This window comes from Paraburkholderia sp. EG287B (assembly GCF_040965595.1).
Lineage (GTDB): Bacteria > Pseudomonadota > Gammaproteobacteria > Burkholderiales > Burkholderiaceae > Paraburkholderia.
The window spans coordinates 240,875-265,303 of the sequence record NZ_JBFRCG010000006.1 but is presented as its reverse complement, the minus strand read 5'-3'; the positions used below and the strand labels follow the sequence as shown (position 1 = coordinate 265,303).

The 24,429-nt window shown below is 64.8% G+C and carries 25 protein-coding genes and 1 pseudogene; 17 read left to right on the top strand and 9 right to left on the bottom strand.

Going from position 1 to position 24,429, the window contains the following annotated elements; translation table 11 throughout:
* Positions 1–12: 12 nt before the first annotated feature.
* The gene (locus tag AB4Y40_RS12675; protein ID WP_368687967.1) at positions 13–933 is read right to left on the bottom strand and encodes a 3-hydroxyacyl-CoA dehydrogenase family protein; all 921 of its coding nucleotides are present in this window, start codon (positions 931–933) and stop codon (positions 13–15) included.
* 166 nt (positions 934–1,099) lie between these two features.
* On the opposite strand from AB4Y40_RS12675, the pseudogene rbsK reads away from it, so the two are divergent.
* The 9 genes and pseudogenes from rbsK to AB4Y40_RS12630 all read left to right on the top strand — a co-directional run bounded on the left by rbsK (position 1,100) and on the right by AB4Y40_RS12630 (position 13,695).
* Positions 1,100–2,064: pseudogene (gene rbsK / locus AB4Y40_RS12670) on the top strand (ribokinase).
* An 8-nt stretch (positions 2,065–2,072) separates the two neighbouring features.
* Positions 2,073–2,471 (top strand): D-ribose pyranase, encoded by a 399-nt coding sequence (rbsD, locus tag AB4Y40_RS12665; protein ID WP_368687966.1) that lies wholly within the window; start codon positions 2,073–2,075, stop codon positions 2,469–2,471.
* Positions 2,472–2,490: 19 nt separating this feature from the next.
* Positions 2,491–3,990: a sugar ABC transporter ATP-binding protein gene (locus tag AB4Y40_RS12660; protein ID WP_368687965.1), complete on the top strand. Its 1,500-nt coding sequence runs from the start codon at positions 2,491–2,493 to the stop codon at positions 3,988–3,990.
* Positions 3,991–4,032: 42 nt separating this feature from the next.
* The gene (locus tag AB4Y40_RS12655; protein WP_368687964.1) at positions 4,033–4,992 is read left to right on the top strand and encodes an ABC transporter permease; all 960 of its coding nucleotides are present in this window, start codon (positions 4,033–4,035) and stop codon (positions 4,990–4,992) included.
* A 107-nt stretch (positions 4,993–5,099) separates the two neighbouring features.
* Positions 5,100–6,065, top strand: coding sequence for a ribose ABC transporter substrate-binding protein RbsB (rbsB, locus tag AB4Y40_RS12650; RefSeq protein ID WP_368687963.1), 966 nt, complete (start codon positions 5,100–5,102; stop codon positions 6,063–6,065).
* 197 nt (positions 6,066–6,262) lie between these two features.
* On the top strand, positions 6,263–7,291 hold the full coding sequence (locus AB4Y40_RS12645; RefSeq protein ID WP_368687962.1) for a substrate-binding domain-containing protein: 1,029 nt from the start codon (positions 6,263–6,265) through the stop codon (positions 7,289–7,291).
* Between the two features lie 94 nt (positions 7,292–7,385).
* The gene (locus AB4Y40_RS12640; protein WP_368687961.1) at positions 7,386–9,353 is read left to right on the top strand and encodes an amylo-alpha-1,6-glucosidase; all 1,968 of its coding nucleotides are present in this window, start codon (positions 7,386–7,388) and stop codon (positions 9,351–9,353) included.
* A 92-nt stretch (positions 9,354–9,445) separates the two neighbouring features.
* Positions 9,446–12,175 (top strand): glucosidase, encoded by a 2,730-nt coding sequence (locus tag AB4Y40_RS12635; RefSeq protein ID WP_368687960.1) that lies wholly within the window; start codon positions 9,446–9,448, stop codon positions 12,173–12,175.
* Positions 12,176–12,375: 200 nt separating this feature from the next.
* Positions 12,376–13,695, top strand: a complete 1,320-nt coding sequence (locus AB4Y40_RS12630) for a tetratricopeptide repeat protein (protein WP_368687959.1) — start codon at positions 12,376–12,378, stop codon at positions 13,693–13,695.
* On the opposite strand, the gene AB4Y40_RS12625 is transcribed toward AB4Y40_RS12630, so the two are convergent.
* On the bottom strand, positions 13,686–13,844 hold the full coding sequence (locus tag AB4Y40_RS12625; RefSeq protein WP_368687958.1) for a hypothetical protein: 159 nt from the start codon (positions 13,842–13,844) through the stop codon (positions 13,686–13,688). The two genes, AB4Y40_RS12630 and AB4Y40_RS12625, sit on opposite strands and share 10 nt — an antisense overlap.
* On the opposite strand from AB4Y40_RS12625, the gene AB4Y40_RS12620 reads away from it, so the two are divergent.
* Both AB4Y40_RS12620 and AB4Y40_RS12615 read left to right on the top strand, forming a co-directional pair.
* Positions 13,843–15,027: a TIGR03118 family protein gene (locus tag AB4Y40_RS12620; protein WP_368687957.1), complete on the top strand. Its 1,185-nt coding sequence runs from the start codon at positions 13,843–13,845 to the stop codon at positions 15,025–15,027. The two genes, AB4Y40_RS12625 and AB4Y40_RS12620, sit on opposite strands and share 2 nt — an antisense overlap.
* 157 nt (positions 15,028–15,184) lie before the next feature.
* On the top strand, positions 15,185–16,390 hold the full coding sequence (locus AB4Y40_RS12615; RefSeq protein WP_368687956.1) for an NAD(P)/FAD-dependent oxidoreductase: 1,206 nt from the start codon (positions 15,185–15,187) through the stop codon (positions 16,388–16,390).
* A 96-nt stretch (positions 16,391–16,486) separates the two neighbouring features.
* Here the strand turns inward: AB4Y40_RS12615 and AB4Y40_RS12610 are convergent, their stop codons facing one another.
* Positions 16,487–17,002 (bottom strand): Rrf2 family transcriptional regulator, encoded by a 516-nt coding sequence (locus AB4Y40_RS12610; RefSeq protein ID WP_368687955.1) that lies wholly within the window; start codon positions 17,000–17,002, stop codon positions 16,487–16,489.
* A 198-nt stretch (positions 17,003–17,200) separates the two neighbouring features.
* Between AB4Y40_RS12610 and AB4Y40_RS12605 the strand changes: the two genes are divergently transcribed.
* Positions 17,201–17,581 (top strand): BON domain-containing protein, encoded by a 381-nt coding sequence (locus tag AB4Y40_RS12605; RefSeq protein WP_368687954.1) that lies wholly within the window; start codon positions 17,201–17,203, stop codon positions 17,579–17,581.
* Between the two features lie 172 nt (positions 17,582–17,753).
* Here the strand turns inward: AB4Y40_RS12605 and AB4Y40_RS12600 are convergent, their stop codons facing one another.
* The gene (locus AB4Y40_RS12600; RefSeq protein WP_368687953.1) at positions 17,754–17,969 is read right to left on the bottom strand and encodes a hypothetical protein; all 216 of its coding nucleotides are present in this window, start codon (positions 17,967–17,969) and stop codon (positions 17,754–17,756) included.
* A gap of 482 nt (positions 17,970–18,451) precedes the next feature.
* On the opposite strand from AB4Y40_RS12600, the gene AB4Y40_RS12595 reads away from it, so the two are divergent.
* Both AB4Y40_RS12595 and AB4Y40_RS12590 read left to right on the top strand, forming a co-directional pair.
* Positions 18,452–18,745: a phasin family protein gene (locus AB4Y40_RS12595; protein WP_368687952.1), complete on the top strand. Its 294-nt coding sequence runs from the start codon at positions 18,452–18,454 to the stop codon at positions 18,743–18,745.
* An 81-nt stretch (positions 18,746–18,826) separates the two neighbouring features.
* Positions 18,827–19,024 carry a hypothetical protein gene (locus AB4Y40_RS12590; RefSeq protein WP_028204658.1) on the top strand — a complete coding sequence of 66 codons (198 nt, stop codon included), beginning with the start codon at positions 18,827–18,829 and terminating at the stop codon, positions 19,022–19,024.
* A 58-nt stretch (positions 19,025–19,082) separates the two neighbouring features.
* Here the strand turns inward: AB4Y40_RS12590 and AB4Y40_RS12585 are convergent, their stop codons facing one another.
* On the bottom strand, positions 19,083–19,250 hold the full coding sequence (locus AB4Y40_RS12585) for a hypothetical protein (protein WP_176732827.1): 168 nt from the start codon (positions 19,248–19,250) through the stop codon (positions 19,083–19,085).
* A 198-nt stretch (positions 19,251–19,448) separates the two neighbouring features.
* On the opposite strand from AB4Y40_RS12585, the gene AB4Y40_RS12580 reads away from it, so the two are divergent.
* The 3 genes from AB4Y40_RS12580 to AB4Y40_RS12570 all read left to right on the top strand — a co-directional run bounded on the left by AB4Y40_RS12580 (position 19,449) and on the right by AB4Y40_RS12570 (position 20,870).
* Positions 19,449–20,042: a DnaJ domain-containing protein gene (locus tag AB4Y40_RS12580; protein WP_368687951.1), complete on the top strand. Its 594-nt coding sequence runs from the start codon at positions 19,449–19,451 to the stop codon at positions 20,040–20,042.
* An 83-nt stretch (positions 20,043–20,125) separates the two neighbouring features.
* The gene (locus AB4Y40_RS12575) at positions 20,126–20,455 is read left to right on the top strand and encodes a hypothetical protein (protein WP_342921722.1); all 330 of its coding nucleotides are present in this window, start codon (positions 20,126–20,128) and stop codon (positions 20,453–20,455) included.
* A 118-nt stretch (positions 20,456–20,573) separates the two neighbouring features.
* Complete coding sequence (locus tag AB4Y40_RS12570; RefSeq protein WP_368687950.1) at positions 20,574–20,870, top strand: H-NS histone family protein; 297 nt, start codon at positions 20,574–20,576, stop codon at positions 20,868–20,870.
* Positions 20,871–20,907: 37 nt separating this feature from the next.
* On the opposite strand, the gene AB4Y40_RS12565 is transcribed toward AB4Y40_RS12570, so the two are convergent.
* From AB4Y40_RS12565 to AB4Y40_RS12550, 4 genes are all read right to left on the bottom strand, one after another.
* Positions 20,908–21,669 (bottom strand): YoaK family protein, encoded by a 762-nt coding sequence (locus AB4Y40_RS12565; RefSeq protein ID WP_368687949.1) that lies wholly within the window; start codon positions 21,667–21,669, stop codon positions 20,908–20,910.
* Positions 21,670–21,906: 237 nt separating this feature from the next.
* Positions 21,907–22,038, bottom strand: a complete 132-nt coding sequence (locus tag AB4Y40_RS12560) for a hypothetical protein (RefSeq protein ID WP_368687948.1) — start codon at positions 22,036–22,038, stop codon at positions 21,907–21,909.
* Positions 22,035–22,424: a hemerythrin domain-containing protein gene (locus AB4Y40_RS12555; protein ID WP_368687947.1), complete on the bottom strand. Its 390-nt coding sequence runs from the start codon at positions 22,422–22,424 to the stop codon at positions 22,035–22,037. Before AB4Y40_RS12555 ends, AB4Y40_RS12560 begins: the two co-directional genes overlap by 4 nt.
* 1,708 nt (positions 22,425–24,132) lie before the next feature.
* Positions 24,133–24,426, bottom strand: a complete 294-nt coding sequence (locus AB4Y40_RS12550) for a hypothetical protein (protein ID WP_368687946.1) — start codon at positions 24,424–24,426, stop codon at positions 24,133–24,135.
* Positions 24,427–24,429 lie beyond the last annotated feature (3 nt).

Genomic DNA, 24,429 nt, shown 5'->3' with positions numbered 1-24,429 from the left:
GAGTCCGCGCAGTCACCCGCCCGCAATGAGTTTTTTGCGCGCGGCCTTCACGCGCGCCACGTGTGCTTCATCCCAGTCGTAGAAGCCCGCGCCGCTGCGCACACCCACACGGCCCGCTTTGACTTGCGCGCGCAACAAATCTATCACGTCTTCGTCCTTCGCCAGTTCGGGCATGAGATGCGAGGAGATGTCGACGAAGGTGTCGAGGCCGCCCATGTCCGCGCTCTCGAACGGGCCGACGATGCCCCACCGGCGGCCGAGCGACGCCTTCATCACGCGGTCCACCACCTCGGGGCTCGCCGCGCCCGAACGCACGATATTGAGCGCCTCGCGCAGCACCGCGAATTGCAGCCGGTTGCCGACGAAGCCGGGGATCGCTTTGGCGAGCACGACGGGCTCCATGCCGATCGCGCGCATCAGCGTCTCGGTTCGCGCGGTGACGTCGGGCGTGGTGGCGCGCCCCGGCACGACTTCGACGAGCGGGATCATGTGCGGCGGATTCCAGAAATGCGCGATCACGAAGCGCTCGGGCGCGGCCAGCGGCTCTGCCAGCAGATCCGGCTCGAAGCCGCTCGTGTTGCTCGCGAGAATCGCGTCGGGGGCGAGCACCGCGCCGAGTTGCGTATAGAGCCCGTGCTTGAGATCGAGCACTTCGGGCACGGCCTCGAAGACGAACTGGGCTTCGGTCATGGCTTCGAGTGTCGCGCTCGTTTCGATACGCGCAAGCGCGGCCGCGCCTGTTGCCGCGTCGATGCGGCCTGCGTCGGTCAGTTCGTCGAGCACGGCCTGGGCCTTCGCGGACACACTGTCGAGCCGCGCGGGATCAACGTCATGGACGATCGTGCGCAGGCCGTGCAGCGCACATTGCGTCGCGATGCCGACGCCCATCAATCCCGTGCCGATCACGCCCGCCACCGTCACCGTTCTGTTCATGCTTCGTCATCTCCTTGCTGTTCTTCAATTGGGTTCGACAGCATAGCGCTTCGCATGACGCGGCGTCGTCCCGCTTCGGCTGGTTGCCAATAATCGGGGACATATTTGCTATGCGTATCCGGTAATACCCTGGGTCTATTTCACCCGCGTGAGGACTCTGGTATAACTGCGCTCCCAAGCTGATTACGTTTTAGCACGGCAAAAAACCGCAGGCGCGGCAAGCCGTGGAAAGGGAGTGCAATGGCGCGCGTAGTGGTGGTGGGCAGCATCAATATGGACATGGTCGTCACGACCGACACGTTTCCCCGGCTCGGCGAGACGCTGTTCGGCACGCATTTTTCGACCCATCCGGGCGGCAAGGGCGCGAACCAGGCGGTCGCGGCGGCGCGTCTTGGCGCGGAGGTGACGATGATCGGCTGCGTCGGCGCCGATGCGTTCGGCGGCGAGATGAAAGCGACGCTGGCGCGCGAAGGCGTCGATATCGCGCATGTGAGCACGGGTCGCGAGGCGACCGGCATCGCCTCCATCACGCTCTCGGGCGGCGACAACGCGATCATCGTCGTGCCGGGCGCGAACCACGAGCTTTCGCCCGAAGACATCGACCGTGCAAGCGCCGCGATCGCCCAGGCCGACGTCGTGCTCGCGCAACTCGAAGTGCCCTATGCAACGGTGCTCCATGCCGCGCGGCGCGCTCGCGAACACGGCAAGCCGTTCTTCCTCAATCCCGCACCCGCAGTCGAACTGAGCGGCGAGCTGCTCGAGCTGACCACGCTGCTCACGCCCAACGAGCACGAGCTCGCGACCGCGCTGCAAACGCCGGAAGGCGCGTGGGCCGAGGTCATCGCGCGCTCGCCTGTGCGCATTGCCATGACGCACGGTAAAGACGGCGCGTACTACACCGACGCCGATGGCGCGCTCGTGCATCAGCCGGGATTCACCGTCGAAGCCGTCGATACGACCGGCGCCGGCGACACCTTCAACGGCGCGCTCGCGGCGTTCTGGCATCTCGGCATTGGCGAGGCCGTGCGGCGCGCGAACGCGGCGGGCGCGCTCTCGGTGACGCGCGCCGGTGCGCAGGGCGGCATGCCCACGCTCGCCGAACTCGAAGCCTTCCTGAACACGCAAGCCTGAGATTCGCAGTGAAAAAACACGGACATCTGAATCGCGATATCGCACGCGTGCTCGCGCGCATGGGCCACACGGACAGCCTCGTGATCGCCGACTGCGGCCTGCCCATTCCCGACGGTGTGGAATGCATCGACGTTTCGCTCGCGGTGGGCGTGCCCGACTTCTTCGCCGTGCTCGACAGCGTGCTCGCCGACTTCAAGGCCGAGCGCGCGGTGTTCGCGAGCGAGGCGCAGACGCACAACGCGGCCGTGGTGGCGCGCAGCCGCGAGATGGCCGCCGCGCACATCGCCGTGGAAAACGTGCCGCACGAAGAATTCAAGCACCGCTGCCGCGAGGCGAAGGCGGTGATCCGCACCGGCGAATGCAGCCCCTACGCGAATGTGATTTTGCATTCGGGCGTGATCTTCTGAGAGGTCCAGGATGCAAGTGATGATGCAGGGGATCGGCAAGGCGTTCGGTCCGGTTCGGGTGCTCGAAGGCGTTGATTTCCGCATCGAGGCCGGCGAGATCCACGCGCTGATGGGCGAGAACGGCGCAGGCAAATCGACGCTCATGAAGATCCTGAGCGGCGTGTATCAAGCCGATGCGGGCGAGATCCTCGTGGACGGGCGCGCGGTGCAGATCCGCAGCACCGTCGAGGCCGAACGCGCGGGCATTGCCATCATTCACCAGGAATTGAACCTCATCCCGCAACTGACGGTGATGGAGAATCTGTTCCTCGGCCGCGAGCCGAGCCGCTTCGGCATGGTCGACGTCGCGACGATGCGCAAAGAGGCGCGCAAGTGGCTCGACAAGGTCGGCGCGCAGCGTATCGATCCGCAGACCGAGGCGGGGCTGCTCTCCATCGGTCAGCAGCAACTCGTGGAAATCGCCAAGGCGCTGTCGCTGAACGCGCAAGTCCTCGTGATGGACGAGCCGACCGCCGCGCTCACGAACCGCGAGATCGAAACGCTGTTCGAGATCATGCAGTCGCTCAAGGCGAGCGGCGTGGCGATCGTCTACGTCTCGCACCGCATGGAAGAGATCTTCCGTGTTTGCGACAAGATCAGCGTGCTGCGCGACGGCCATTTCGTCGGCGAGCGCGCGATTCGCGACACCGGCTTCGACGAGATCGTGCGCCTGATGGTGGGCCGCGAGATCGGCGAGCGATTCCCGAAGCGCAGCCATGCGCCGGGCGACGTGCGCATGAGCGTGTCCGGTCTGGCGGACGACGGCCATATCGAAGGCATTACGTTCGACGTGCGCGCGGGCGAGGTGCTGGGCATCGCCGGACTCATGGGCGCAGGCCGCAGCGAGATTCTGCGCACGCTGTTCGGCGCGAACCGCAAGACCGCGGGCACGGTCACGCTCGACGGCAAGCCGCTCGAGGTGCGCGATGCGTCGAGCGCGATTGCGGCGGGCATTGGCTTCGTCACGGAAGACCGCAAGCGACAGGGGCTCGTGCTCGGCATGTCGGTGCGCGAAAACGCGACGCTCGTGCATCTGGACCAGTACGCCACGCTCGGCTTCGTCAACGAGCGCGCGGAGCGCAGCGCCGTCGACGGGCTCATCAAGCAGTTGCGCGTGCGCACGCGCGACGCCGAACTGGACGTCAAGGCGCTTTCGGGCGGCAATCAGCAGAAGGTCGTGTTCGCGAAGTGGCTGGCGCAGCCGCCGAAGGTGCTGCTGCTCGACGAGCCCACGCGCGGCGTGGACGTGGGCGGCAAGGCCGAGATCTACACGATCATCAATCAGCTCGCGGAGCAGGGCGTCGCCATCGTGATGGTGTCGTCCGAGCTGCCCGAAGTGCTGGCCATGAGCGATCGCATTCTCGTCATGCATCAGGGACGCCAGAACGGCATCTTCGAAGCGGCCGCGGCCACCCAGGAACGGATCATGACGGCGGCAGCCGGCGGCCAGGCGAGTGCCGCGCAAGCCGTGGCGGCCTGAGCGAAGGCGCTTACCAATCACTGAAAACTAGCGAGACATGACATGTCGCAAGTGACCCTTACCCCCGCCAGCCGGGCGACGCTGCAAAAGCTCGGACCCTTCGTAGCACTGCTGATCATTTCGGTGGCGCTCTCGATCGTGAGCCGCGATTTCCTCACGCTCGACAACCTGCTCAACGTGATGCGGCAGGCGTCGATCAACGCGCTGATCGCGTTCGGCATGACGCTCGTGATCCTGCTCGGCGGCATCGATCTCTCGGCGGGCTCGGTGCTCGCGCTGTCCTCGGTGATCATCGCGACGCTGCTGAGCGCGGGTACGCCCGCCGTCGTCGCGACGCTCGCCGGCCTCGTGGCCGGCGGCCTGATGGGCTTCGCGAATGGTCTCGTGATCAGCAAGGGCAAGGTCGCGCCGTTCATCGCCACGCTCGGTTCGATGACGGTGCTGCGCGGCCTCGCGCTCGTCGGATCGAACGGCAGCCCGATCAGCAGCTTCAACAGCGACTTCTTCTCGTTGCTGGGCGGCGGCTATGTCGCGCGCCTCGTGCCGATTCCCGTCGTGCTGATGCTAGTGATGTTCGGTGTGTTCTGGGTCCTGCTGCGCAAGACCGTGTTCGGCCGCCATATCTATGCAACGGGCGGCAATGCCGAATCGGCGAAGCTGTCCGGCGTGAAGGTCGATCGCATCCAGTTGTGGGTGTACACGATCGCGGGCGTCATGTCGGCGCTCGCGGGCGTGGTGCTGACCTCGCGCCTGAACTCCGCGCAGCCGACCGCCGGCACGGGCTACGAGCTCGACGCCATCGCGGCGGTCGTGCTGGGCGGCACGAGCCTCACGGGCGGCCGCGGCTGGATCTTCGGCACGCTCGTGGGCGCGCTGCTGATCGGCGTGCTCAACAACGGCCTGAACCTGCTCGACGTGTCGTCGTTCTATCAGCAGGTCATCAAGGGCATCGTGATCCTGCTTGCCGTGCTGATCGACCGCGGCAACAAGAAGTCGTCGTAATACCTCGGCGCGCCACGCTTCATTCGCGTGGCGCGGCAGTTCTGCATCAATAGTTATCCTGACGTTTTTTATCTCCACACACTCCATATATAACGAGGAGGAAGACTATGCATAAGCACAATTCGCCGTCGATCTTGAAACTGTTTGCGGCGCTCGCCGCCGGTTCGCTCGTGCTGGGCCTCGCAGCCTGCTCGAAGGAAGGTCCGGGCAGCACCGCCGATGCCGGCGCATCGGCCGCGGCGCCGGCTTCGGGCGGCGCAGTCACGGTCGGCCTGTCGATCTCGACGCTCAACAATCCGTTCTTCGTCTCGCTCAAGAAGGGCGCCGAAGACGAAGCGAAGAAGGACGGCGTGACGCTCATCACCGTCGACGCGCAGAACGATCCGGCCAGGCAGCAGGCGAGCGTGGAAGACCTGATCGAGAAGAAGGTCAACGTCATCCTCATCAACCCGACCGATTCTTCGGCGGTGGCCAACGTCGTGAAGGAAGCGACGAGCAAGGGCATCAAGGTGATTTCGCTCGACCGCAGCGTGAACGGCGCGGAAGTCAGTTCGCATATCGCTTCGGACAACAAGGCGGGCGGCAAAATGGCTGCTGATTTCCTCGCCGACACGCTGGGCGGCAAGGGCAACATCGTCGAGCTGCAAGGCATTCCGGGTTCGTCGGCGGCCAACGAGCGCGGCGCCGGTTTCGACGACGAAATCGCGGCCAAGGGCGGCGTGAAGATCGTCACGAAGCAGCCGGCCGACTTCGATCGCGCCAAGGGCCTTTCGGTGATGGAAAACATCATCCAGAGCAACAAGGACATTCAGGGTGTGTTCGCGCAGAACGACGAAATGGCGCTGGGCGCGGTCAAGGCGCTGCAGGCTGCGGGCCTGAAGAACGTGGCCGTGGTAGGCTTCGACGCCACCGACGACGCGATCGCCGCGGTCAAGGCCGGCCAGATGGCCGCGACCGTGCAGCAGCAGCCCGAACTGATCGGCCAGTATGGCGTGCAGGCCGCGAAGAAGGTGGTCGACGGTCAGCCGGTCGACAAGTTCATCCCGGTGCCGCTGAACCTGTACAAGCAGTAAGCACGTTTTCAGGCGCGCGCGAGCGTAGTACCATCGGACGCGAAGATCTTCGCGTCCGCGCGCGCTTGAGAGCGACCGCGCGCCCCGTGCCACACGGGGCGCTTCGTTTTGGGGCTTGCCCGGGCTCCCAGCCGCGTCGCCGGCTCTTCGCTCTCGCGTTTATCCGATCCCCAACCCACATCCAGCAGGAAGGCCGCGTGTCCCAGTTCGAGCGTCTGACTATCGACGACATTGCCCGCCTCGCGGAGGTTTCGCGCACCACGGCCAGCATGGTGCTCAACGGCAACGCCGAGCGCTACCGCATTTCGGCGGCGACGGTCGAGCGCGTGCTGCAGGTGGCGAGGGACCATCATTTCACGCCGTCGCAATCGGCGCGCGCGCTGCGCTCGCGGCGCAGCAACACGATCGGCCTCGTGATTCCCGATCTGACCAACTCGGCGCACGCCGCGCTCGCCCAGGCCATGGAATGGCAATGCCGCGAGCGCTACCGTTATCAGCTCGTGATCGTGACGAGCGACGAAGATCCGGTGCGTGAGACCGAAGGCCTCGCGCATCTGGTCGCGCAGCAGGTAGATGGCGTGGTGGTCGTGCCGTGCACCGCCGATGCGCCGCGCTACGACAAGTGGGTCAAGCGTCTGCCGATCGTCTTCGCCGACCGCCGCGTGGCGACGAGCGCGATTCCCTATGTGATTACCGACGCCGCCGAAACGGTGGCGGCCCTGGTGGGCGAGACGATCGCGCAGGGCGCACGGGAAGTGGTGTTTTTCGGCGGCCAGCCCGAACTGTCACCGAGCCGCGACCGCCTGGCGGGCTATCGGCTCGCGCTCGAGCGCCACGGCATTGCGGAGCAGGCCGACTGGGTGTTTCAGCGCGACTACCAGCGTGAGTCGGGCTATGCGCTGATGAAGGCCTGGTTCGAAGCGCATGGGCGCTATCCCGAGGCGCTGTTCGCCGGTTCGATCACGCTGCTCGAGGGCTTGCTGGAGTTCGTGAACGAAGCGCACCAACTCGCCCAGGCGCCGGGCTGCGTGATGACCTTCGACGATCATCAGCTGCTCGACTGCCTGCCGCTTCGCATCGACGCGATCGTGCAGGACAGCGCGCAACTCGCGGAACATAGCCTGCGTTGCGTATTTTCGCTGCTCGAAGGCGAAGGCGCGCCAGAGTCCGTTCAGGTGCCCGCGCAGATCCATTATCGGCAGCGGCGCGGGCGAACCGTCGAATGACGGGTCGGTGCAACTGCGCCGACTTTGACGCTCACGGCAGCCCGAGGCGAACGGGAGTATCGTTGCGCAGATGATCCACGAGGTAGGACATCCGATGACGCGTCTTGACAGCCCCATCGATGGGCAGCGCCTCGACGACGAATGGCTCGAAGCGGACGGCGCTGGCGGATTCGCATCCGGCACCGTCGGCACCGCGCGCACGCGCCGCTATCACGCGCTGCTGCTCACGGCCAGGCAGCCGCCCACGAACCGCGTGGTGCTCGTCAACGGCATCGAAGCCTGGCTCGAGGACGGGGAGCGCAAGACCGCACTGACGATGCAGCGCTACGCGCCCGATCTGCTCTATCCCGATACCTCCGAGCGCATCGCGAGCTTCGACTCCACGCCGTGGCCCACGTGGCGCTACCGGCTGGACGGCGGCGCCATGCTCACGGCAGAAGTGTTCGTGGCAAAGGCGAGCCGCGAGACCGTGCTGCGCTGGCGGCTCGATGCGCCCTCCGGGGCTGGCGGTGCCGTGCTGAAGGTCCGCCCGCTGATCTCGGGCCGCGACTATCACGGGCTCCACCACGAGAACCCCGCGTTCGACTTCAACGCCCGGATCGACGGCGAGCACGTGCGCTGGCAACCGTACGGCGATCTACCGGCCATCGTCGCGCACTCTAACGGCGGCTATACGCATGCGCCGGACTGGTACCGCAACTTCTGCTACACGTGCGAACGCGAGCGCGGTCTCGACTACACCGAGGACCTCGCGACGCCGGGCGTGTTCACGTTCGATCTGCGCGAGGGCGACGCGGTGATGCTGTTGCGCGCGCAACCATCGTCCGGTGCACCTGCGCCGGATACCTCGCTCGACAGCGGCGAAAGCGCGGCGAGCCGCGCGCAGCTGCTCGCCGGCTTTGAAGAAGTGCGCCGGGCGTCGTTCGGCTCGCGCCTGCAGCGGTCGGCCAGCGCCTATGTCGTCGCGCGCGGCGACGGCCGCACGATCGTCGCGGGCTATCCGTGGTTCACCGACTGGGGCCGCGACACGTTCATCGCCATGCGTGGTCTGCTGCTCGCGAACGAGCGCTACGAGGAGGCGGGCGAGATCCTGCTCGAATGGGCGGCGACCGTATCAGAGGGCATGCTGCCGAACCGCTTTCCCGATGCGGGCGGCGCGCCCGAATACAACTCCGTCGACGCATCGCTGTGGTTCGTCGTGGCGGTGCACGAGTACTTCGCGGCCGGGAACGTGCCGCCCGAAGCGCGGCATGCGCTGCAAGGCGCCGTCGATGCCATCCTCGAAGGCTATGCGCGCGGCACGCGCTACCGGATCGCGGCCGATCCGCGCGATGGCCTGCTGCGAGCCGGCGTGCCGGGCGTGCAGCTTACCTGGATGGATGCGAAGGCGGGCGACTGGGTGGTCACACCGCGTATCGGCAAGCCGGTCGAAATTCAGGCGCTGTGGATCAACGCGCTGCGCATTGCCGCGGCATGGGATACGCGCTGGCGCGAACTCGAAGCGCGCGCCAGCGCCTCGTTTGCGGGGCGCTTTGTCGATCCGTCGACGGGGGCGCTATTCGACGTGGTCGACGTCGACCACGTAGACGGCACGGCCGATCGCTCGATCCGGCCGAACCAGATCTTCGCGGCAGGCGGTCTGCCGTTCGCGCTGCTCGAAGGCGACGCGGCGCGCCCGGTCGTCGCGCAGGTCGAAGCCAGGCTGCTTACGCCCATGGGGCTGCGCACGCTCGCGCCGTCTGACCGCGCGTATCGCGGGCAGTACCGTGGCGGCGTGCTCGAGCGCGACGGCGCCTATCATCAGGGCACCGTCTGGCCCTGGTTGCTCGGCCCCTTCGTGGACGCCTGGCTGCGCGTGAACGGCGATACCGCGGCGCAGCGCGCGCTCGCTCGCGAGCGGTTCGTCGCGCCGCTGCTCGCGCATCTCGACCGCGCCGGGCTCGACCACCTTCCCGAGGTCGCCGATGGCGATGCGCCGCACCGGCCTGGCGGCGCACCGTTCCAGGCTTGGTCGCTCGGCGAACTGCTGCGCGTCCTGAAACGGCTCGGCGACGCCGGCTAGCCCGCAGCCGAAGCGCCGCGCGCACGCCCGGCGGGCAAACCGCGCTAGCATGGGAGACTCGCGACGCTTGCGCCGCGCCCCAATTCAAGGAGATGCCCATGCTGCAGCGCGCCGCCGGCCTCATCCACACGGTTGAAGGCCAACGCCTCTACTCGGCCGATTACGCCCGCTGGCAGCGCTGGGGACCGTACCTCAGCGAGCGCCAATGGGGCACGGTACGCGAGGATTACAGCGAGCACGGCACCGCGTGGGACTACTTCCCGCACGACCACGCGCGCATGCGCGCCTATCGCTGGGGCGAGGACGGACTGGCCGGTTTCGGCGACGAGCGGCTGGACTGGTGTTGCTCGCTCGCGCTGTGGAACGGCCTCGATCCGATTTTGAAGGAGCGTCTGTTCGGCCTCACGAATCAGGAAGGCAATCATGGCGAGGACGTGAAGGAGCTGTACTTCTACCTCGACAGCACGCCGACGCATTCGTACATGCGCATGCTCTACAAGTACCCGCAAGCGGCGTTTCCCTACCAGGACCTGGTCGATGAAAACGCGCGGCGCGGCGCCGGCTCGCCCGAATATGAAATCCTCGACACGGGCGCATTCGACGACGAGCGCTATTTCGATGTACAGATCGAATACGCAAAGCACACGCCGGAAGACATCGTCATGCGCGTGACAGTCGAGAACCGCGCCGGGCAGCACGCGTCGATCGATGTGTTGCCGCAGTTCTGGGCGCGCAACACGTGGTCGTGGAAGGCCGCAGGCAGCAAGCCGTCGCTCGCACTGGTCTCGTCGGCCGGCGGCGAGCACGTCGTGGCGCACTGTGGCACGCACGAGCCGCTCGTCGTGACGGCTGCCGCGCAAGGCGGCGAGCGCGTCGAGTGGCTGTTTTGCGAGAACGACACCAACGTGAAGCGTCTCTTCGGCATGGACGGCGCCGGTCCATTCAAGGACGGTTTCGACGACTATGTCGTGCATGGCAACAACGACGCGATCCGGCGCGACGCGGGCACGAAGGTGGCCGCGCGTGTGCATATCGAGATCGCTGCGCACGGCCGCGCGGTCGTCACGTTCCGCTGGCGTCCGCTGTCCGCGCCGAAGGATGAAGTGGCGCTCGACATCGACGGCCTGTTCGCGCAGCGCATTGCCGAAGCAGACGCGTTCTACGACGCGCTGCAGCGCGACATCGAGAGCGCCGACGCGCGGCTCGTGCAGCGCCAGGCGCTGGCGGGGATGCTGTGGTCGAAGCAGTACTACCAGTACGACGTGAACCGCTGGATGGCAGGCGACCCGCTGCAGCCGACACCGCCCGCCGCGCGGCAGCGCGGGCGCAATGCGGACTGGCGGCATCTGTGCAACGCGGACATCCTCTCGATGCCGGACAAATGGGAGTACCCGTGGTACGCATCGTGGGACCTCGCGTTTCAGGCGGTCGCGTTCGCGCTGGTCGATCCGATGTTTGCAAAGAAGCAGATGCTGCTGCTCGTGAAGGACCGCTATCAGCATCCGAACGGCCAGTTGCCCGCCTACGAATGGGCGTTCGGCGACGCGAATCCGCCCGTGCACGCGTGGGCGGCGTGGCGCGTGTATGAAATCGATCGCGCGATCACCGGCAAGGCGGACCGGGATTTTCTCGAACTCGTCTTCCACAAGCTGCTGCTGAATTTTTCGTGGTGGGTGAACCGCAAGGATGCGGACGGGCACAACATCTTCCAGGGCGGCTTCCTGGGGCTCGACAACGTCGGCATCTTCGACCGCTCGTCGCCGCTGCCGACAGGCGGGCACCTCGACCAGGCGGACGGCACCGCGTGGATGGCGGCCTACGCGCTCGACCTGATGCGCATCGCGCTCGAACTCGCGTTCGCGAACCATGTGTTCGTCGATATCGGCGTGAAGTTCTTCGAGCACTTCCTGTATATCGCGGGCGCGGTGAGCTGCGACGACGGCTGCGAGACGGGCCTGTGGGACAGCGTGGACGAGTTCTTCTACGACAAGCTGAGGCTGCCGGACGGCACCAGCGTGCCGCTGCGCATGCGCTCGATCGTCGGGCTGATTCCCTTCTTCGCGGTGCGCGTGCTGGAGGAGCGGGTGCACGGCGGCCTGCCGGGGCTGCGCGAGCGGCTGGTCTTCTTCCTCCAGCACCGGCCTGACCTCGCCAGCCTCGTGTCGCGCTGGAACGAACCCGGCAAGGGCAATTCATTGCTGCTCTCGCTATTGCGCGGGCACCGCATGAAGGCACTGCTGCGGCGCATGCTCGACGAAGCCGAATTTCTCTCGGACCACGGCGTGCGTGCGCTCTCTCGCGCCCATCTCGACGAGCCTTTCGTTTACCGGCACAACAGCTGCGACTTCCGCGTCAGATACCTGCCGGCCGAATCGGACTCGCGCGTATTCGGCGGCAATTCGAACTGGCGCGGCCCGGTGTGGATGCCGGTCAACTATATGCTGATCGAGTCGCTGTACGAATTTCACCGCTACTATGGCGACGATTTTCGCGTCGAGTATCCGACCGGCTCGGGCAAGAAGCTTTCGCTCGCGCAGATCGCCGACGAGCTGGCGCGCCGCGTCACGACGCTCTTTCTGCTCGACCGCAACAACGAGCGCCCGGTGATGGGCGCGTACCCGCTGCTGCAGGCCGATCCGCGCTGCCGCCATCTCGTGCTGTTCCATGAGTACTTCCATGGCGACAACGGGCGCGGCGTCGGCGCATCGCACCAGACCGGCTGGACCGGACTCGTCGCGTTGATGCTGCAGCCGCGCATGATGAGCCCCTCGGGCAATGTGCCGGTGGCGGGCGAGGTCGAAGACGTGGAGGCGGTGAAGTAAGCGCGCGTTCGCAGGTGTGTGCCGCGAACCGGCACTCGCCGCGTTCAAGCGTTGGTCAGGAGAAAACACCCGCCACGCCAGAAATTCGCAACATGGTCAAAACGCCCGTCAATCAAGCCTTTGCGGGCGCTGGCACACTCGATGCGTTCATGCCGACCGACGGTTGGGCCCAGCCAACTGCAGCCGAGTCGAGGTGCAACATGTCGAGCGTTCCGGATCGCAGGCCCGCGGGTCTGTCTCATGTGTTGTTTCTGGTCGGGCTGATCGGCCGCGCGCCACGGGAGCTGTGGCCCTTTGTGCTCACCTGGGTCATCGCGGTACTGACCGTGCCCTTTTGCTGGCTCGTCATCTCCGGCGCGCTCACGCAGCACGTGCTGGTGCCGCCGGTGGAAACACCGAAAGCGCTGGCCGAGACCGGCTATACGCCGGAATTCCTGGCAGAACGAATTCTTTCGGCGATGCGCGGAATCAGCAGCGACAGCGAAGCGGTTCCACACGATGTCTCGCTGGCCGATAACGACAGCCCGGATATCAAGCTGCCGGGTCAAGACATGTCCTATGCCTCGATCGTCGGCTTTCTGAAATCGACGCTGTTCAGGAACAAGCAGGACGTGGTCGTCCATATCGGCATTACGCATGTGAGCGGCGGCGCCGATGGGTATGTTGCGCATATCCAGATCGAAAACGGCCCGTTCAACGCCATGCACGACGACGTCGCGTTCACCGGGAAGGACTTCAACCAGTCGGTGCGGGACATCGCGATCGAGGTCATGCGGCTCGTCGAACCGAATACGCTTGCGAGCCATGTGTTCACGACGGTGCAAAAGACACGGTGTTCGCCGGGCCAATGCGACTACAGCGACGTCGAAGCCATTTATGACGATGTCCTCAGCCGGCCTGGCTCACCGCAACGCCAATGGGCGCTCGCCGGAAAAGGCTGGCTGCTGCTGCGGCAAAACCGTGCCGAGGAGGCGGAACAGCAATCGCGCGACGCGCTGTTGCTGTATCCACACTCGGCCGTCTTGCGCGCCAATCTCGGTATCGCGCTCGAGCAGGAGCACAGCATCGACGCCGCGATCAAGGAGCTTCGCGCGGGCGCTCACGAGCGGTGGAGCACTGCGGAGAACCAGCGCTTGCTCGGCGACGTCCTGTTGCACGCGCACCGGTATGCCGAAGCGCTTGGCGCGTTTCGCCGCGCCGATGAAATGCACCACGACGACGTGAACATCCTGCATGACTGGGGAGAAGCGCTCATCGACAACGGACAATACGAGGCGGCGATCGTCAAGCTGGCGCGCGCGGTGGAGCTTCGTCCCGATCTCGCGCCCTCTTATGAACTGTGGGGGCAGGCGCTGGAAGACGAAGGCGATCTGTCTCGTGCAGCGCAAAAATATGCCGAAGCGGACAAGCGCGACAGTGGCGCGCTGACGCCGCACGAGAAGCAGCTCGCCCTGCTCGGTACGCCGCGCAGATCGCCGCCGGTATCGGCGAGTCTGCAGGCGCCCGATAGTCACACATAGCGCTCGTTGCCCGCCACGTGTTTTTCGCTAGCTAGTTCAGTCATTGCGATCGCCAGAGAAGCAAGCCCTGTTTCTTCGCTGGAATAAACGCTGCATCCTCCTCGTTCTTTGTCCGTTAGTCCCCTGGATTGAACGAGGAGTGCGGTCATGAAGTCTCTACTCGCCGTATTCGGCGTCGTAGCATGTGGCGCGGCCATCGCGACGCTCGTGTCGTGTGGCGGCAGTTCCGGTTCCAGCTCGGGTTCCAGCAGTGCGAGCGTGCCCGCCCCGTCGTCGTTCACGGCGACGGCGCTCGTTTCCGATGGCGCGGTGGCGGCCGCGCACATCGACGGGAATCTGAAAAACCCCTGGGGTGTCGCCTTCAATCCGAACGGGTTTGCCTGGGTCGCGGACAACGGCACCAATGTCGCCACGCTCTATGACGGCAACGGCGTGCCGCAATCGCTGATCGTCGCGATACCCAGCGGCAAGAACGGCACGGCATCGCCCACGGGCATCGTCTTCAACGGCACACAAAGCTTCACCGTCACGGAAAACGGCAAGTCCGGCCTCGCGGCGTTCATCTTCGCGGGCGAGGGCGGCACCATCACCGCGTGGGCGCCAGCGGTCGGGCCGACCAACGCATTCGTCATGTACGACGACGGCACGGGCGGCGCCGTGTACAAGGGGCTCGCGCTCGCGACGATGAACAACGCGAACTTCCTCTACGCGACCGACTTCCATAACAACAAGATCGACGTTTTCAATACCTCATTCAACAAGGTGACGATGCCCGGCGGCTTCACGGACCCGACGATGCCGGCCGGCTTCGCGCCGTTCGGCATTCAGGCGATCGGTTCGAATCTGTTCGTCACGTATGCGATGCAGGACGCGGCGAAGCACGACGACGTTGCAGGCGCGGGGCTCGGCATGGTCGACGTGTACGACACGGCCGGCAACCTGAAGCAGCGCTTCGCGACGGGCAGTCCGCTCGACGCGCCATGGGGCATTGCGCAAGCGCCCGCGAACTTCGGCTCGATGAGCGGCGCGATACTGATCGGCAATTTCGGTAATGGCGCAATCAACGCGTTCAATGCATCGAACGGCCAGTCGATGGGGCCGCTCAACGGGTCGAACGGCAATGCGCTCGTCGAATCCGGCGTGTGGGGCATCGCGTTCGGCAACAACCTCAGCAATCAGCCCTCCAATACGCTGTTCTTCGCCGCGGGACCGAACGACGAAGCCGATGGCGTGTATGGACGAATCGATCTGAATGCGACGCCGAACCCGGTCACGACCACGGGCACGGGTACGGGCACAAGCACGGGAGCAGGGACGGGCATGGGCATGTAGCGCCCGGCCACGCAACATCGTTGCCTGATTCGTCAACAGTGCGTCCCAAAAGGGGGCTTGCGCATTTAAACTCCGACTCATAGAATCCGAGTTATGCGTTGCTCAGGCGCGGCGCGAGTCCACCGATATCCCGTATCCCTGCATTGGAGAAGCACACATGTCGAAGCGTATTCTTGTTATTGGGGCCGGCTTCGCCGGCATGTGGAGCGCGCTGAGCGCGGCGCGGCTGCTCGATGAGCAGGAGCGCACGGACGTGGAGATCACGCTGGTCGCGCCGGACCCGCATCTGCATGTCCGTCCGCGTCTGTACGAAGAGGGCCCCGCGAACTTCCGGGCGCCGCTCACGGAGATCTTCGATGCGACTGGCGTCAAGTTCATCCAGGGCACGGTCGAACGCATCCACGTGGAGCGCCGCGCGGTGGATCTGACCGATGTCGACGGCCAGTCCTCTACGCTCGGCTACGACCGCCTCGTGCTCGCCACTGGCAGCCGGCTGTTCCGCCCGTCGATTCCGGGCCTGGCCGATCACACCTTCAGCGTGGACCAGACCGACGAAGCGGTCGAACTGGAAGCGCACATCCGCAGTCTGGCCAGCCAGCCGGACTCGCCCGCGCGCAATACCGTGGTGGTGGCGGGCGGCGGATTCACCGGCATCGAGACCGCTACGGAAATGCCGGCACGCCTGCGCGCGGCGCTGGGCGAGCGAGCGAATGTGAAGGTGATCATCGTCGAGCGTAACGATGCGATCGGCCCCGATCTGGGCGCGGGCCCGCGTCCCGTGATCGAAGAGGCGCTGGGTTCGCTCGGTGTGACCTGGAAGCTCGGCTCGGGTGTGGCTTCAGTGGATGCCGGCGGCGTCACGACAATGGACGGCCAGCGTATCGAATCGCACACGGTGATCTGGACGGCCGGGCTGCGCGCGAGCGCGTTGACCGCGCAGATTCCGGGCCGCCTCGACGCCATGGGACGTCTGCATGTCGATCGCAATCTCGCGGTGGAGGGCGTGCCCGGTGTCTACGCGACCGGCGACGTCGCCCGTGCAGCCACCGACGACGAAGGCAATCACACGATGATGTCGTGCCAGCACGCGATGAACCTGGGGCGCTCGGCAGGCCACAACGCGGCCGCCGATCTGCTCGGCCTCGCGCCGATTCCGTATAGCCAGCCGAAGTACGTGACCTGTCTGGATCTGGGCCCGTGGGGCGCGGTCTATACCGAAGGTTGGGAACGCGAAGTGAAGTTGCAGGGCGCCGAGGCGAAGAGGCTCAAGCACCAGATCAACTCCGAATGGATCTATCCGCCTCGCGCGGACCGCGAGCAAGCGCTCATCGCCGCAGATCCGCTGCGCATCGTGGTTGCCTGATCCTTCAGGATAACGACGGATCGGATTGGACGCGGAAGCCTCGTTGGAGGCTCCGCGTTTTTTCGCATGCTGGAAGGTCTTGTAAAGCGACGGATGTTACCCGCGCCGATTGGCGGCACGCTCCGTGAACCAGTCGACCACATGATGGTGATAGCTGGCAGGCGCCTTGGAATACGCGCGGGTGCCGAGATCGGCAATCGAGTGTTGCTTGAGCTCCGCGCGCATGGCGCGCTCGGCGCCCTGCATCACGGCATGGATCGAGCAGGTGCCGCGTGTGGCCCATGCCGGCGGCTCGTCGTCGAAAACGGCACATTGCCGGCGCACTTCGCGACAGTCGAAGAGCGCCTTTTCGCCGTCGATGGCGTCGACGACATCCAGCACCGAAATATTGCGTGCGGGTTTCGCGAGTCTGAAGCCACCGCGTATGCCTTCGGTCGACTCGACGATGCCGGCTTTGGCGAGGCGTGTGAAGAGCTTGGCGGCGTAATCGACGGGCACGCCCTGCATTTCCGCGAGGTCGCGCACGCTCGCCTCGCACACGCCGGCGGACGTGCCGGCAAGATAGAGCAGGCAATGCAGCCCGTATTCGACGCCGGTGCTGATGTGTGACATGGTTATACGACGACTTTTTGTATCGGAGTTGTTAGGGTAGCGCAGTGCGGCGCCGAAGTCATCCGCTGCATCTGCGTGTGCGCTCGGGCAGGCATCGGGTCGGGGCAGGCCATCGTGAACGCGACGCGTGAATACCTGTGCGAACATACGCGTAGAGGCGGCGCTTTTCCTCGGTTGACTCGACCCGATGGAGGCAGCATGAACAGAAACGGTGCGAATGGAACGATCGGCGCGATGGTGTTCGTGGCTATCGCGAGCTGCGCTGCCAATGCGAACGCGCAAACCGGTGTGAGCGAGCTGGCCGGTGTGGCCGTGCAACGTGTCTCGGCATCGACACCCGGAAGCCGGCCGGATACCTCGGTGGTGCGTGACGTTCGCCGTGCCATCAGGCGCGTTCCGGATCTCGACGATTCGGACATTCACATTCGGGTCAGCCATGGCGTCGTCACGCTCTCGGGCACCGTCCCGGAGACCTGGCAGATCTCGCGCGCGGGCAATGCGGCGAGGCCAGTGCTGGGCGTGACGGCCGTGAGAAACCGGCTGAAAGCCCAGAAAGAGGACGCCGCGGCCAGCGAGTAGCGTCTCGCCCGCGCTTCCATCCGAGGCAACGCCGCCAGAACGCGACTCCCGATCTTTCCTTACCCCGGCGAACGCTCCCAGGAGCCAGTTCAAACCTGGCTTGCGCTGACGCAGAATACTGTATAAATTCACAGTATGTGTTTATGTCCAGTAGGAGCGTCGCATGGAATCGCTAATTCGCATTGTGAATGACGAAGACCGTCAGGCGTTTGAATGGCTGGTGGCAAATGTAGGGGCGGATCGCGTTGCCGCTGCGACCCGGCGGCTTGCTGGTGGAGGGAAGCGGCCGTTCGTTTCCGCGCTGTGCCGATACCTCGGCGCGTGGCCGCCTGCTGCGCGTCGGGCCCGCAAGGTCGAGCCCGTTCATACGGCCGTTGGCGATCTGCATCTGGCGCGCATACGCGAGCTGCTTGCGCAACGCAATGCGGTGAAAGTCAGCGCGCATTGATTGGCCCGTTCACCCTTGCTCGAGGGCGCAACAGCGCTGCACTCCCAATCCGCTTGCGATGAATCCTCATCGCAAGCGGTACCTTGTTTGACTTCTTGCCTCACCAGACAGCGCAAAACCCGTAATTCGTCTTTTCTTGTCTGACTGGCTGAGATCCAGGCTGACAAGTCAACTTTTCACAAGCCTGTTCTGCACTTGCCGCCGCCATACTTCGGGGTGAATCCATCCGCGTAATAAATTGGGGAAACTCCTGACTCAACTAGCATTCATGAGGCGGATTTAACAAAGTTAGAATCAAGGCTCTAGATCGACACCGGCATTCGCTTCTGAATGAGCAACGCTACGCGCGTTGAGAAGCCATACATCAAACGCGGTCGATACAGACATAACGATTGATGAAATGCACGGGGGGGTAAATTAGTATGTCTAATCAAAAATTCGCGGCGGCGGGAAGCGAATCGTGGGCCGCAAAGTTCACTACGTTGACCGGTCATCTATTCGATGGCTTTTGTGAACTCTCACGCCTGAATCTCGCGACTTGCAGGTCGATATTCGCTGGCTCGCAACAGCACTTCGAAGGCATGTTGTCCGTGCAGACGCCCGAGCAATTTGTCCGCAACCAGGTCGAGATGTTGCCGTGGGTTGCTTCGCAGGCGGCCGGGTACACGCGCGCATGCATGGACATCGCGGCGGAGACTGCGGCGAAGCTGCGGTAGCACGCATCGCATTCGGGCCGCGAGTGCGCTCGCAGCCGCGAAGAAGCGTGATCAAACAGGATCAAGCGGGAGGGAAATGACATGTTGAGCCCCCACGAACTTGCCACGTTGATGCTGATAAAGAATGCGCCGGGGCGGATCGAGCCGGACCGGGAGGAACTCGGTGCGCTTCGCGATCTTCACCTGGTCATCGTCGATACGCCCGAATCCGGCTTCCCTACGCCCCGCGTGACGCCTCAAGGCGATGCGCTCCTGAGAGCGGTCGCCCGCGTGCGCTGATTGGCGGTCGAGACCGCATAGTCTGTCACACGGACAGGCTATATTCAGAGTGCGTTGCTCACAATTGGGTTGCGATCCGCATGGATCCGAGGAGGCTGACGTGGACCAGTCCTGGCTGGGTATGGCTGCCGGCACGATCGTGCTCGTAATAGCCGCAGTTGGTGTCACCGCTCACTATCGGCGCGAACGGCGCAGGGCCGATTTGCTGCGCAATCTCGATCACCACGACTGGTGTCGCTGGACACGGGTTCGACGCTGAGTACCCGGGTGCTGCGCGCTGGTGGCGCAGGCGGATTTCGATTTCCGCGGCCTGTTTGCTTAGGACAATTGACCGGTTGCCGGTTGGCGATCGTCATCGCATGCGCGGTGCATCTGCGGACGACATGCTACGATCGACCGCATCTCACTTCCATTTGTGCGAGCCATGGCGACGTTGTATGACTTGCTGGGCGTAAGCGACGACGCGAGCGACGCCGATATCAAGCGGGCCTACCGCAGGGCCGCGATGAAAGCGCATCCCGACCGTAATATGGGACGCGAAGCCGCTGCTCATGCGCAGTTCCAGGAGATCAAGGAGGCTTACGCGATTCTTTCCGATCCGGCGCAGCGCAGCGTCTACGACGCGGTCTATGCCAAGGAGATGGGGCGTATGGCCCGTGAGCGGGAAGAAGAGGCGCGTTTGCAGGAGGCCGCGCGTCAGGAGGCGTATACGCGGCACGTGAGCGTGGCCATGCGCTTCGCGGAGCAGGGCTACAACCGCGACGTCGTGTTCGGTGCACTGCTCGCGAGTGATTGCGAATCCCAACTGGCCGGGCGCATTGCCGATGGCGCTATCGCGCTGCACCTGTCGCGTCAGGCGGACAGCGCCGCGTCGCGCAATGCCGCAGAGCCGGACCAGGCCGTGCCGCCGTCTTCGTCGCACGGCGCAGGCGACGAGGAGTCGCAAAAGTCCGACGATCGTCGTCACGCCAACCTCTTTAGTACGATCTGGCACGGTATGTTCGGGCTACATCCCTGAACGCATCCCGCTGCCAAAATGCGCCGAACAGGCAGGAGCGGGGGTACGATAGTGATCGACATACTACTCAGCGTGGCCCCCCTATGACTTCGAACACACATGCAGCCCGCGATGTCGACACAGAGGCGTTGGCGACCTTGTCCGAGTACCTGGAGATTGCGCTCGACAAGGGGGGAAGCCTGATTCTCGTTCGCACGCCTGGCGGGAAAAACGAGGTCTATCTGGGCGATCCCGCGCTGTTGCCGGAAGACTGGGCGCACCTCGGCGCGATTCCGGAACCCGTGGCCCGGGCGATACTGGAGGGCACGCGCTCCGGGCTCAACGAACTGACTATCCAGGCGCAAAGCTATCGTTTCGTACGGTTGTTCGCCCAGGTTGCCGATGCGGGGGCAATCGTCTTCGTCACGGCCTGAACGGTCTGCCGCGTGGGCTTGCTGTGCCCGCTGCGCATGTCGGGTGATCACGTTGGAAGGGGGTGTGAGCGAAAGCCACTATGATTGGCGAATGGTGTCCACGCGCAGGAGACGATTCGTGGCAACGTACAAGGAACTGAAGGCGCAACTCGCGGAACTCGAGCGTCAGGCGGTCGTCGCCCGTCAACAGGAGTTCGAGACGGTTCTCGCGGATATCCGCGCCAAGGTGGCCGAATTCGGGTACACGCAGCAGGACATCTTTGGTAGTCGTCGCGGCAGGTCCGGGCTTTCGCATAGCGCGGCGCCGCCGAAATATCGCGATCCCGCAAGCGGCGCGACCTGGTCCGGCAGGGGACGCGCGCCGAACTGGATCAAGGACGCGAAGAATCGCGACCGGTTTCTGATAAGCGAATGAGTTGGCGGGTATTGGCCGCCGGCGACCGACGTATTCGTCAAAACAGGTCGCGCAGCGGCAGGCGACGCAAATCGTCGGTCACCGGCACGCTCGCCAGGATCACCAGCAGCATCGACAAGGGCACGCCCGCGGCAAATCCAAAATGCCGGAAAGCCACGGCGCCCAGCGTTCCGCCAAGCAGGAACATTCCGAGCAGGGAGCCGAGTACGCGGACGCGCTGCATGTCGGCCGCCACGTGATGCGCCGCTGAAGGCGGCACGCCCCAGTTCCAGTAGAGCGCCTTCCCAAGTTCGATTCCCAGATCCGTCACGATGCCGGTCACATGCGTCGTGCGGATTTCGGCCTGCGAGATTTTCGTGATCATGGCGTTCTGCACGCCCATGATGTAACAGAGCACAGCCACCGTCAGCGGCACGAAGAGAACGCGATGGATGCCGGGATTCGCGCCGAGCGCGGCGAAGCAAAGGAGCAGGGCGGCTTCGAGCAGGAGTGGCAGCGCGTAGACGCTGCGCGCGCAACGGCGGCGTCCCCAGTTGATCAGAATGGCGGACGTCGCGGCGCCACTCGCGAAAGCAAGGATCGAACTGATAGCGGACAACGCGATGCCGCTCTCGCCGAGCGCGGTGCTGTCGGCAAGCGACGAGACGATGCCCGACATATGCGACGTGTATTGCCCAACGGCGAGGAACCCGCCGGCGTTGATTGCACCGGCGACCCACGCCAGTGCACGGCCAAGCCGCAGGTTGGCCCGCTCGGTGCGTTCGACAGAGGTGAAGCTGCGCAGATAGTGAATGGGCACGACGGCGTTCCGGGCTACGAGCGTCGAAACGCACAGTGTACGACGCGGACTGATTGCACGGCCCAAGCTCATCTGGCGTTTGGGCTGCGGTTGTTTGCCGCAGGCTTGCCACGTTGCCGTGAATTCGTGTAGTCCGTTTGCAGATGTTTTTTCGCGCTAGACCCAGGGCTCGATCGAGCGTCTGCAAGTCCGGACGGGCGGCGATCCACGATGCACATCGCGTGAAGTCGCTCAGGCTTACGCTTCGGGCATCGTCTGGACGATCAATCTGTAAAGATCGTTAAGATTGTCCTCGGTCTCCAGACTCTCGAACGGATCGCGATTCGCGCCGAACGCCTCGTCGATCGCCACCCAGTCCGATAGCGTCAAATAAGGTTGCGCGCCGGCAGGATGACGGACTCTTCCAGGTGCCGGTGACTGGCGTAGAAGTTCGCGTAACCATACACGCCCTCGCGCAACGCCGGCAGCATGTCGGCGCCGGCCAGTTCATAGCGTGTGAGTGCGCGTTCGAGTGCATGAACGCGCAGCTTGCCCTCGTGCTGGCGCGCGAGTTCCCCGATGACAGCGTCGAATTCTTCGGTGCGATTGCGAAGCCGCGCGAACAGGTATTGCTCCTCTTTGGGGTGATGAACCTGCTCGGGGAATTCGCTGACGTAGTAGAGCACTGCCCGCATCAGCATGGCGCTGCGTGGCCCGGAGCCGGACGCCATGCCATCGGCCACACTCAGCATGGTCAGCCGCGGCTGATTCACCATGCGCCCGGCATTTCACAGTGCATTGATCTTGATCAATTTGTACTCGTGCTGCGGGTCGCTCATCGGCGCTGCTACACAAGATTTCGGCACGGCGATGCGTCACCGTGCCGAATCCAAAGCGATGTGTCGCGCGAGAGCACGAATGCGTCTATGGCGTGCTCGTTGGGGTCAGGATCGGTGGTTCGTACCCGCCCGTGTCCACCGCGAAACCCGCTTTGGTCGTGCCGCCCACGCCAGGCGAGCCTGAGTTGTTCGCGGCCCGTGCAGGACCGGCGCCGTGGCCCGCGCCGCTGCTCGTACCGGATACGCCCGGCGGACCGTAGTCGTTCGCAACCGGCTCGGCAGCTGGTCTTGCGACCGCAACGGGGGGCGGACGCGGTACGCCCGGCGGCGGCGCGTAGTTCGCCACCGGCGCAGTGGGTGCCCCGGTGGTTGTGCCCCGGACCGACGTGGTCGCGCTCGGCGGCGGGGCATTGTCGCTCCCCGCTGGCGTGGGTATCACCAACGCATTCGGACGATAATCCGAGTGCGGCGGTGGGCTATATGCGTTTGTAACCGGTGCGTCGATGATCGGCGCAGGTGGAGGAGGCGGCACGATTTCGACCATGGCCGTCCGTGCACTCATACCTGGTGAGCCGCCGCGGCCCATAGGTCCACCGGGGCCGCCTGCACTCGCGCTACCTGAGGAGCTACCCGCACTCGAACTACCGCCTGCCCCAGCGCTACTGCCACCGGCGCTGCTTCCACCGGCGCTACCCGCACCGGAACTGCCTGCGCCGGAGCTGCCCGCGCCGGAACTGCCTGCGCCAGAGCTACCTGCACCGGAGCTACCCGCGCCGGAACTGCCTGCGCCAGAGCTACCTGCACCGGAGCTACCTGCACCGGAGCTGCCTGCGCCGGAGCTGCCTGCGCCGGAGCTGCCTGCGCCGGAGCTGCCTGCGCCGGAACTGCCTGCGCCGGAGCTACCTGCACCGGAGCCCGAGCTTGATCCCGAACCCGAGCCTGAGCCTGAGCCCGACCCAGAGCCTGCGCCCGACCCAGAGCCTGAGCCCGACCCTGAGCCGTGACCACCACCCGCACCAGCACCAGCACCCGCGCCGCCGCCATTGCCGCCGCCGTTACCGCCGCCGTTGCCCCCACCATTACCGCCGCCGTTCCCTCCGCCGTTACCGCCGCCCGCACCATAAGCGGCACCCGACAGGGCCAGAGCGAGCACCCATACCACGGTCTGCTTGGTTGATCGGTTCATCGTTCCCCCTATTTCGCGCAAGCCGCTTCAAATGCCCGACTTGCCCGCGCAAAACCGCTCCGCGCGTTGGCCAACAGGCGCGCAAGCGATGTGCCGCAACGCGCTCCCCCGGTGCGCGTCGTCGGCATGGTTCAGAAGGACTATCTTCATCGCGACGCCGCCCCTCATAAGCGGAACGCAATGATGTATCGCTGCAGGATACGGCGATTAGAAAGCCACGTCTTCGCTCAGTTGATTCGCATTGCGAATCAATACCATTCGTATGATTTGCAGACTCGGTAAACGACGCAGCCTATAGGTAGATTGTCCGGGCTGGCAGCTGAGATGGGCCAGGTTGGCGAAGAAATGCTAGCGAATGGCGTGGGTTCGGGCAAACAAAGCGCTTTCACCAAACGCTTTTAATGAAGCGAGGAGTCGGCGACATCCGGGCGTAGGCGGGGTCAGGCCCGGCCGCGTGTCCTAATGCGAAGCCATTGCGTCTTCTTCTTCGCTGCCGCGAAAGCGGTTTTCCGAATCGATCATGCGCCGCTTCAGTGGCGGCACATTGTTGACGACGCGCATTGCCGTGCGCATCGCACCGAGCGCAAAGCTTCCGACAATGGGCCGATGTATTGCGTCGCGCTCGTCGAACTGTTTGCGCGATTCGGCCACCGCGTGAAAGCCATAACGGCGCATCTGCGTTTCATAGCCGGCAATCGCATTCACGAGCGCCAGTTCGCCGCGCGCTACCCGCACGAGTTGCGAGCCGAGCAAGGT

What these genes read in the sequence shown, in the direction of transcription:
- AB4Y40_RS12675 (WP_368687967.1), bottom strand. Translation starts at nt 933, where the DNA reads ATGAACAGAACGGTGACGGTGGCGGGCGTGATCGGCACGGGATTGATG.
- AB4Y40_RS12660 (WP_368687965.1), top strand. Translation starts at nt 2,491, where the DNA reads ATGATGCAGGGGATCGGCAAGGCGTTCGGTCCGGTTCGGGTGCTCGAA.
- AB4Y40_RS12655 (WP_368687964.1), top strand. Translation starts at nt 4,033, where the DNA reads ATGTCGCAAGTGACCCTTACCCCCGCCAGCCGGGCGACGCTGCAAAAG.
- rbsB (WP_368687963.1), top strand. Translation starts at nt 5,100, where the DNA reads ATGCATAAGCACAATTCGCCGTCGATCTTGAAACTGTTTGCGGCGCTC.
- AB4Y40_RS12640 (WP_368687961.1), top strand. Translation starts at nt 7,386, where the DNA reads ATGACGCGTCTTGACAGCCCCATCGATGGGCAGCGCCTCGACGACGAA.
- AB4Y40_RS12635 (WP_368687960.1), top strand. Translation starts at nt 9,446, where the DNA reads ATGCCCATGCTGCAGCGCGCCGCCGGCCTCATCCACACGGTTGAAGGC.
- AB4Y40_RS12630 (WP_368687959.1), top strand. Translation starts at nt 12,376, where the DNA reads ATGTCGAGCGTTCCGGATCGCAGGCCCGCGGGTCTGTCTCATGTGTTG.
- AB4Y40_RS12620 (WP_368687957.1), top strand. Translation starts at nt 13,843, where the DNA reads ATGAAGTCTCTACTCGCCGTATTCGGCGTCGTAGCATGTGGCGCGGCC.
- AB4Y40_RS12625 (WP_368687958.1), bottom strand. Translation starts at nt 13,844, where the DNA reads ATGACCGCACTCCTCGTTCAATCCAGGGGACTAACGGACAAAGAACGA.
- AB4Y40_RS12615 (WP_368687956.1), top strand. Translation starts at nt 15,185, where the DNA reads ATGTCGAAGCGTATTCTTGTTATTGGGGCCGGCTTCGCCGGCATGTGG.
- AB4Y40_RS12610 (WP_368687955.1), bottom strand. Translation starts at nt 17,002, where the DNA reads ATGTCACACATCAGCACCGGCGTCGAATACGGGCTGCATTGCCTGCTC.
- AB4Y40_RS12605 (WP_368687954.1), top strand. Translation starts at nt 17,201, where the DNA reads ATGAACAGAAACGGTGCGAATGGAACGATCGGCGCGATGGTGTTCGTG.
- AB4Y40_RS12600 (WP_368687953.1), bottom strand. Translation starts at nt 17,969, where the DNA reads ATGCAGATCGCCAACGGCCGTATGAACGGGCTCGACCTTGCGGGCCCG.
- AB4Y40_RS12595 (WP_368687952.1), top strand. Translation starts at nt 18,452, where the DNA reads ATGTCTAATCAAAAATTCGCGGCGGCGGGAAGCGAATCGTGGGCCGCA.
- AB4Y40_RS12590 (WP_028204658.1), top strand. Translation starts at nt 18,827, where the DNA reads ATGTTGAGCCCCCACGAACTTGCCACGTTGATGCTGATAAAGAATGCG.
- AB4Y40_RS12580 (WP_368687951.1), top strand. Translation starts at nt 19,449, where the DNA reads ATGGCGACGTTGTATGACTTGCTGGGCGTAAGCGACGACGCGAGCGAC.
- AB4Y40_RS12575 (WP_342921722.1), top strand. Translation starts at nt 20,126, where the DNA reads ATGACTTCGAACACACATGCAGCCCGCGATGTCGACACAGAGGCGTTG.
- AB4Y40_RS12555 (WP_368687947.1), bottom strand. Translation starts at nt 22,424, where the DNA reads ATGGTGAATCAGCCGCGGCTGACCATGCTGAGTGTGGCCGATGGCATG.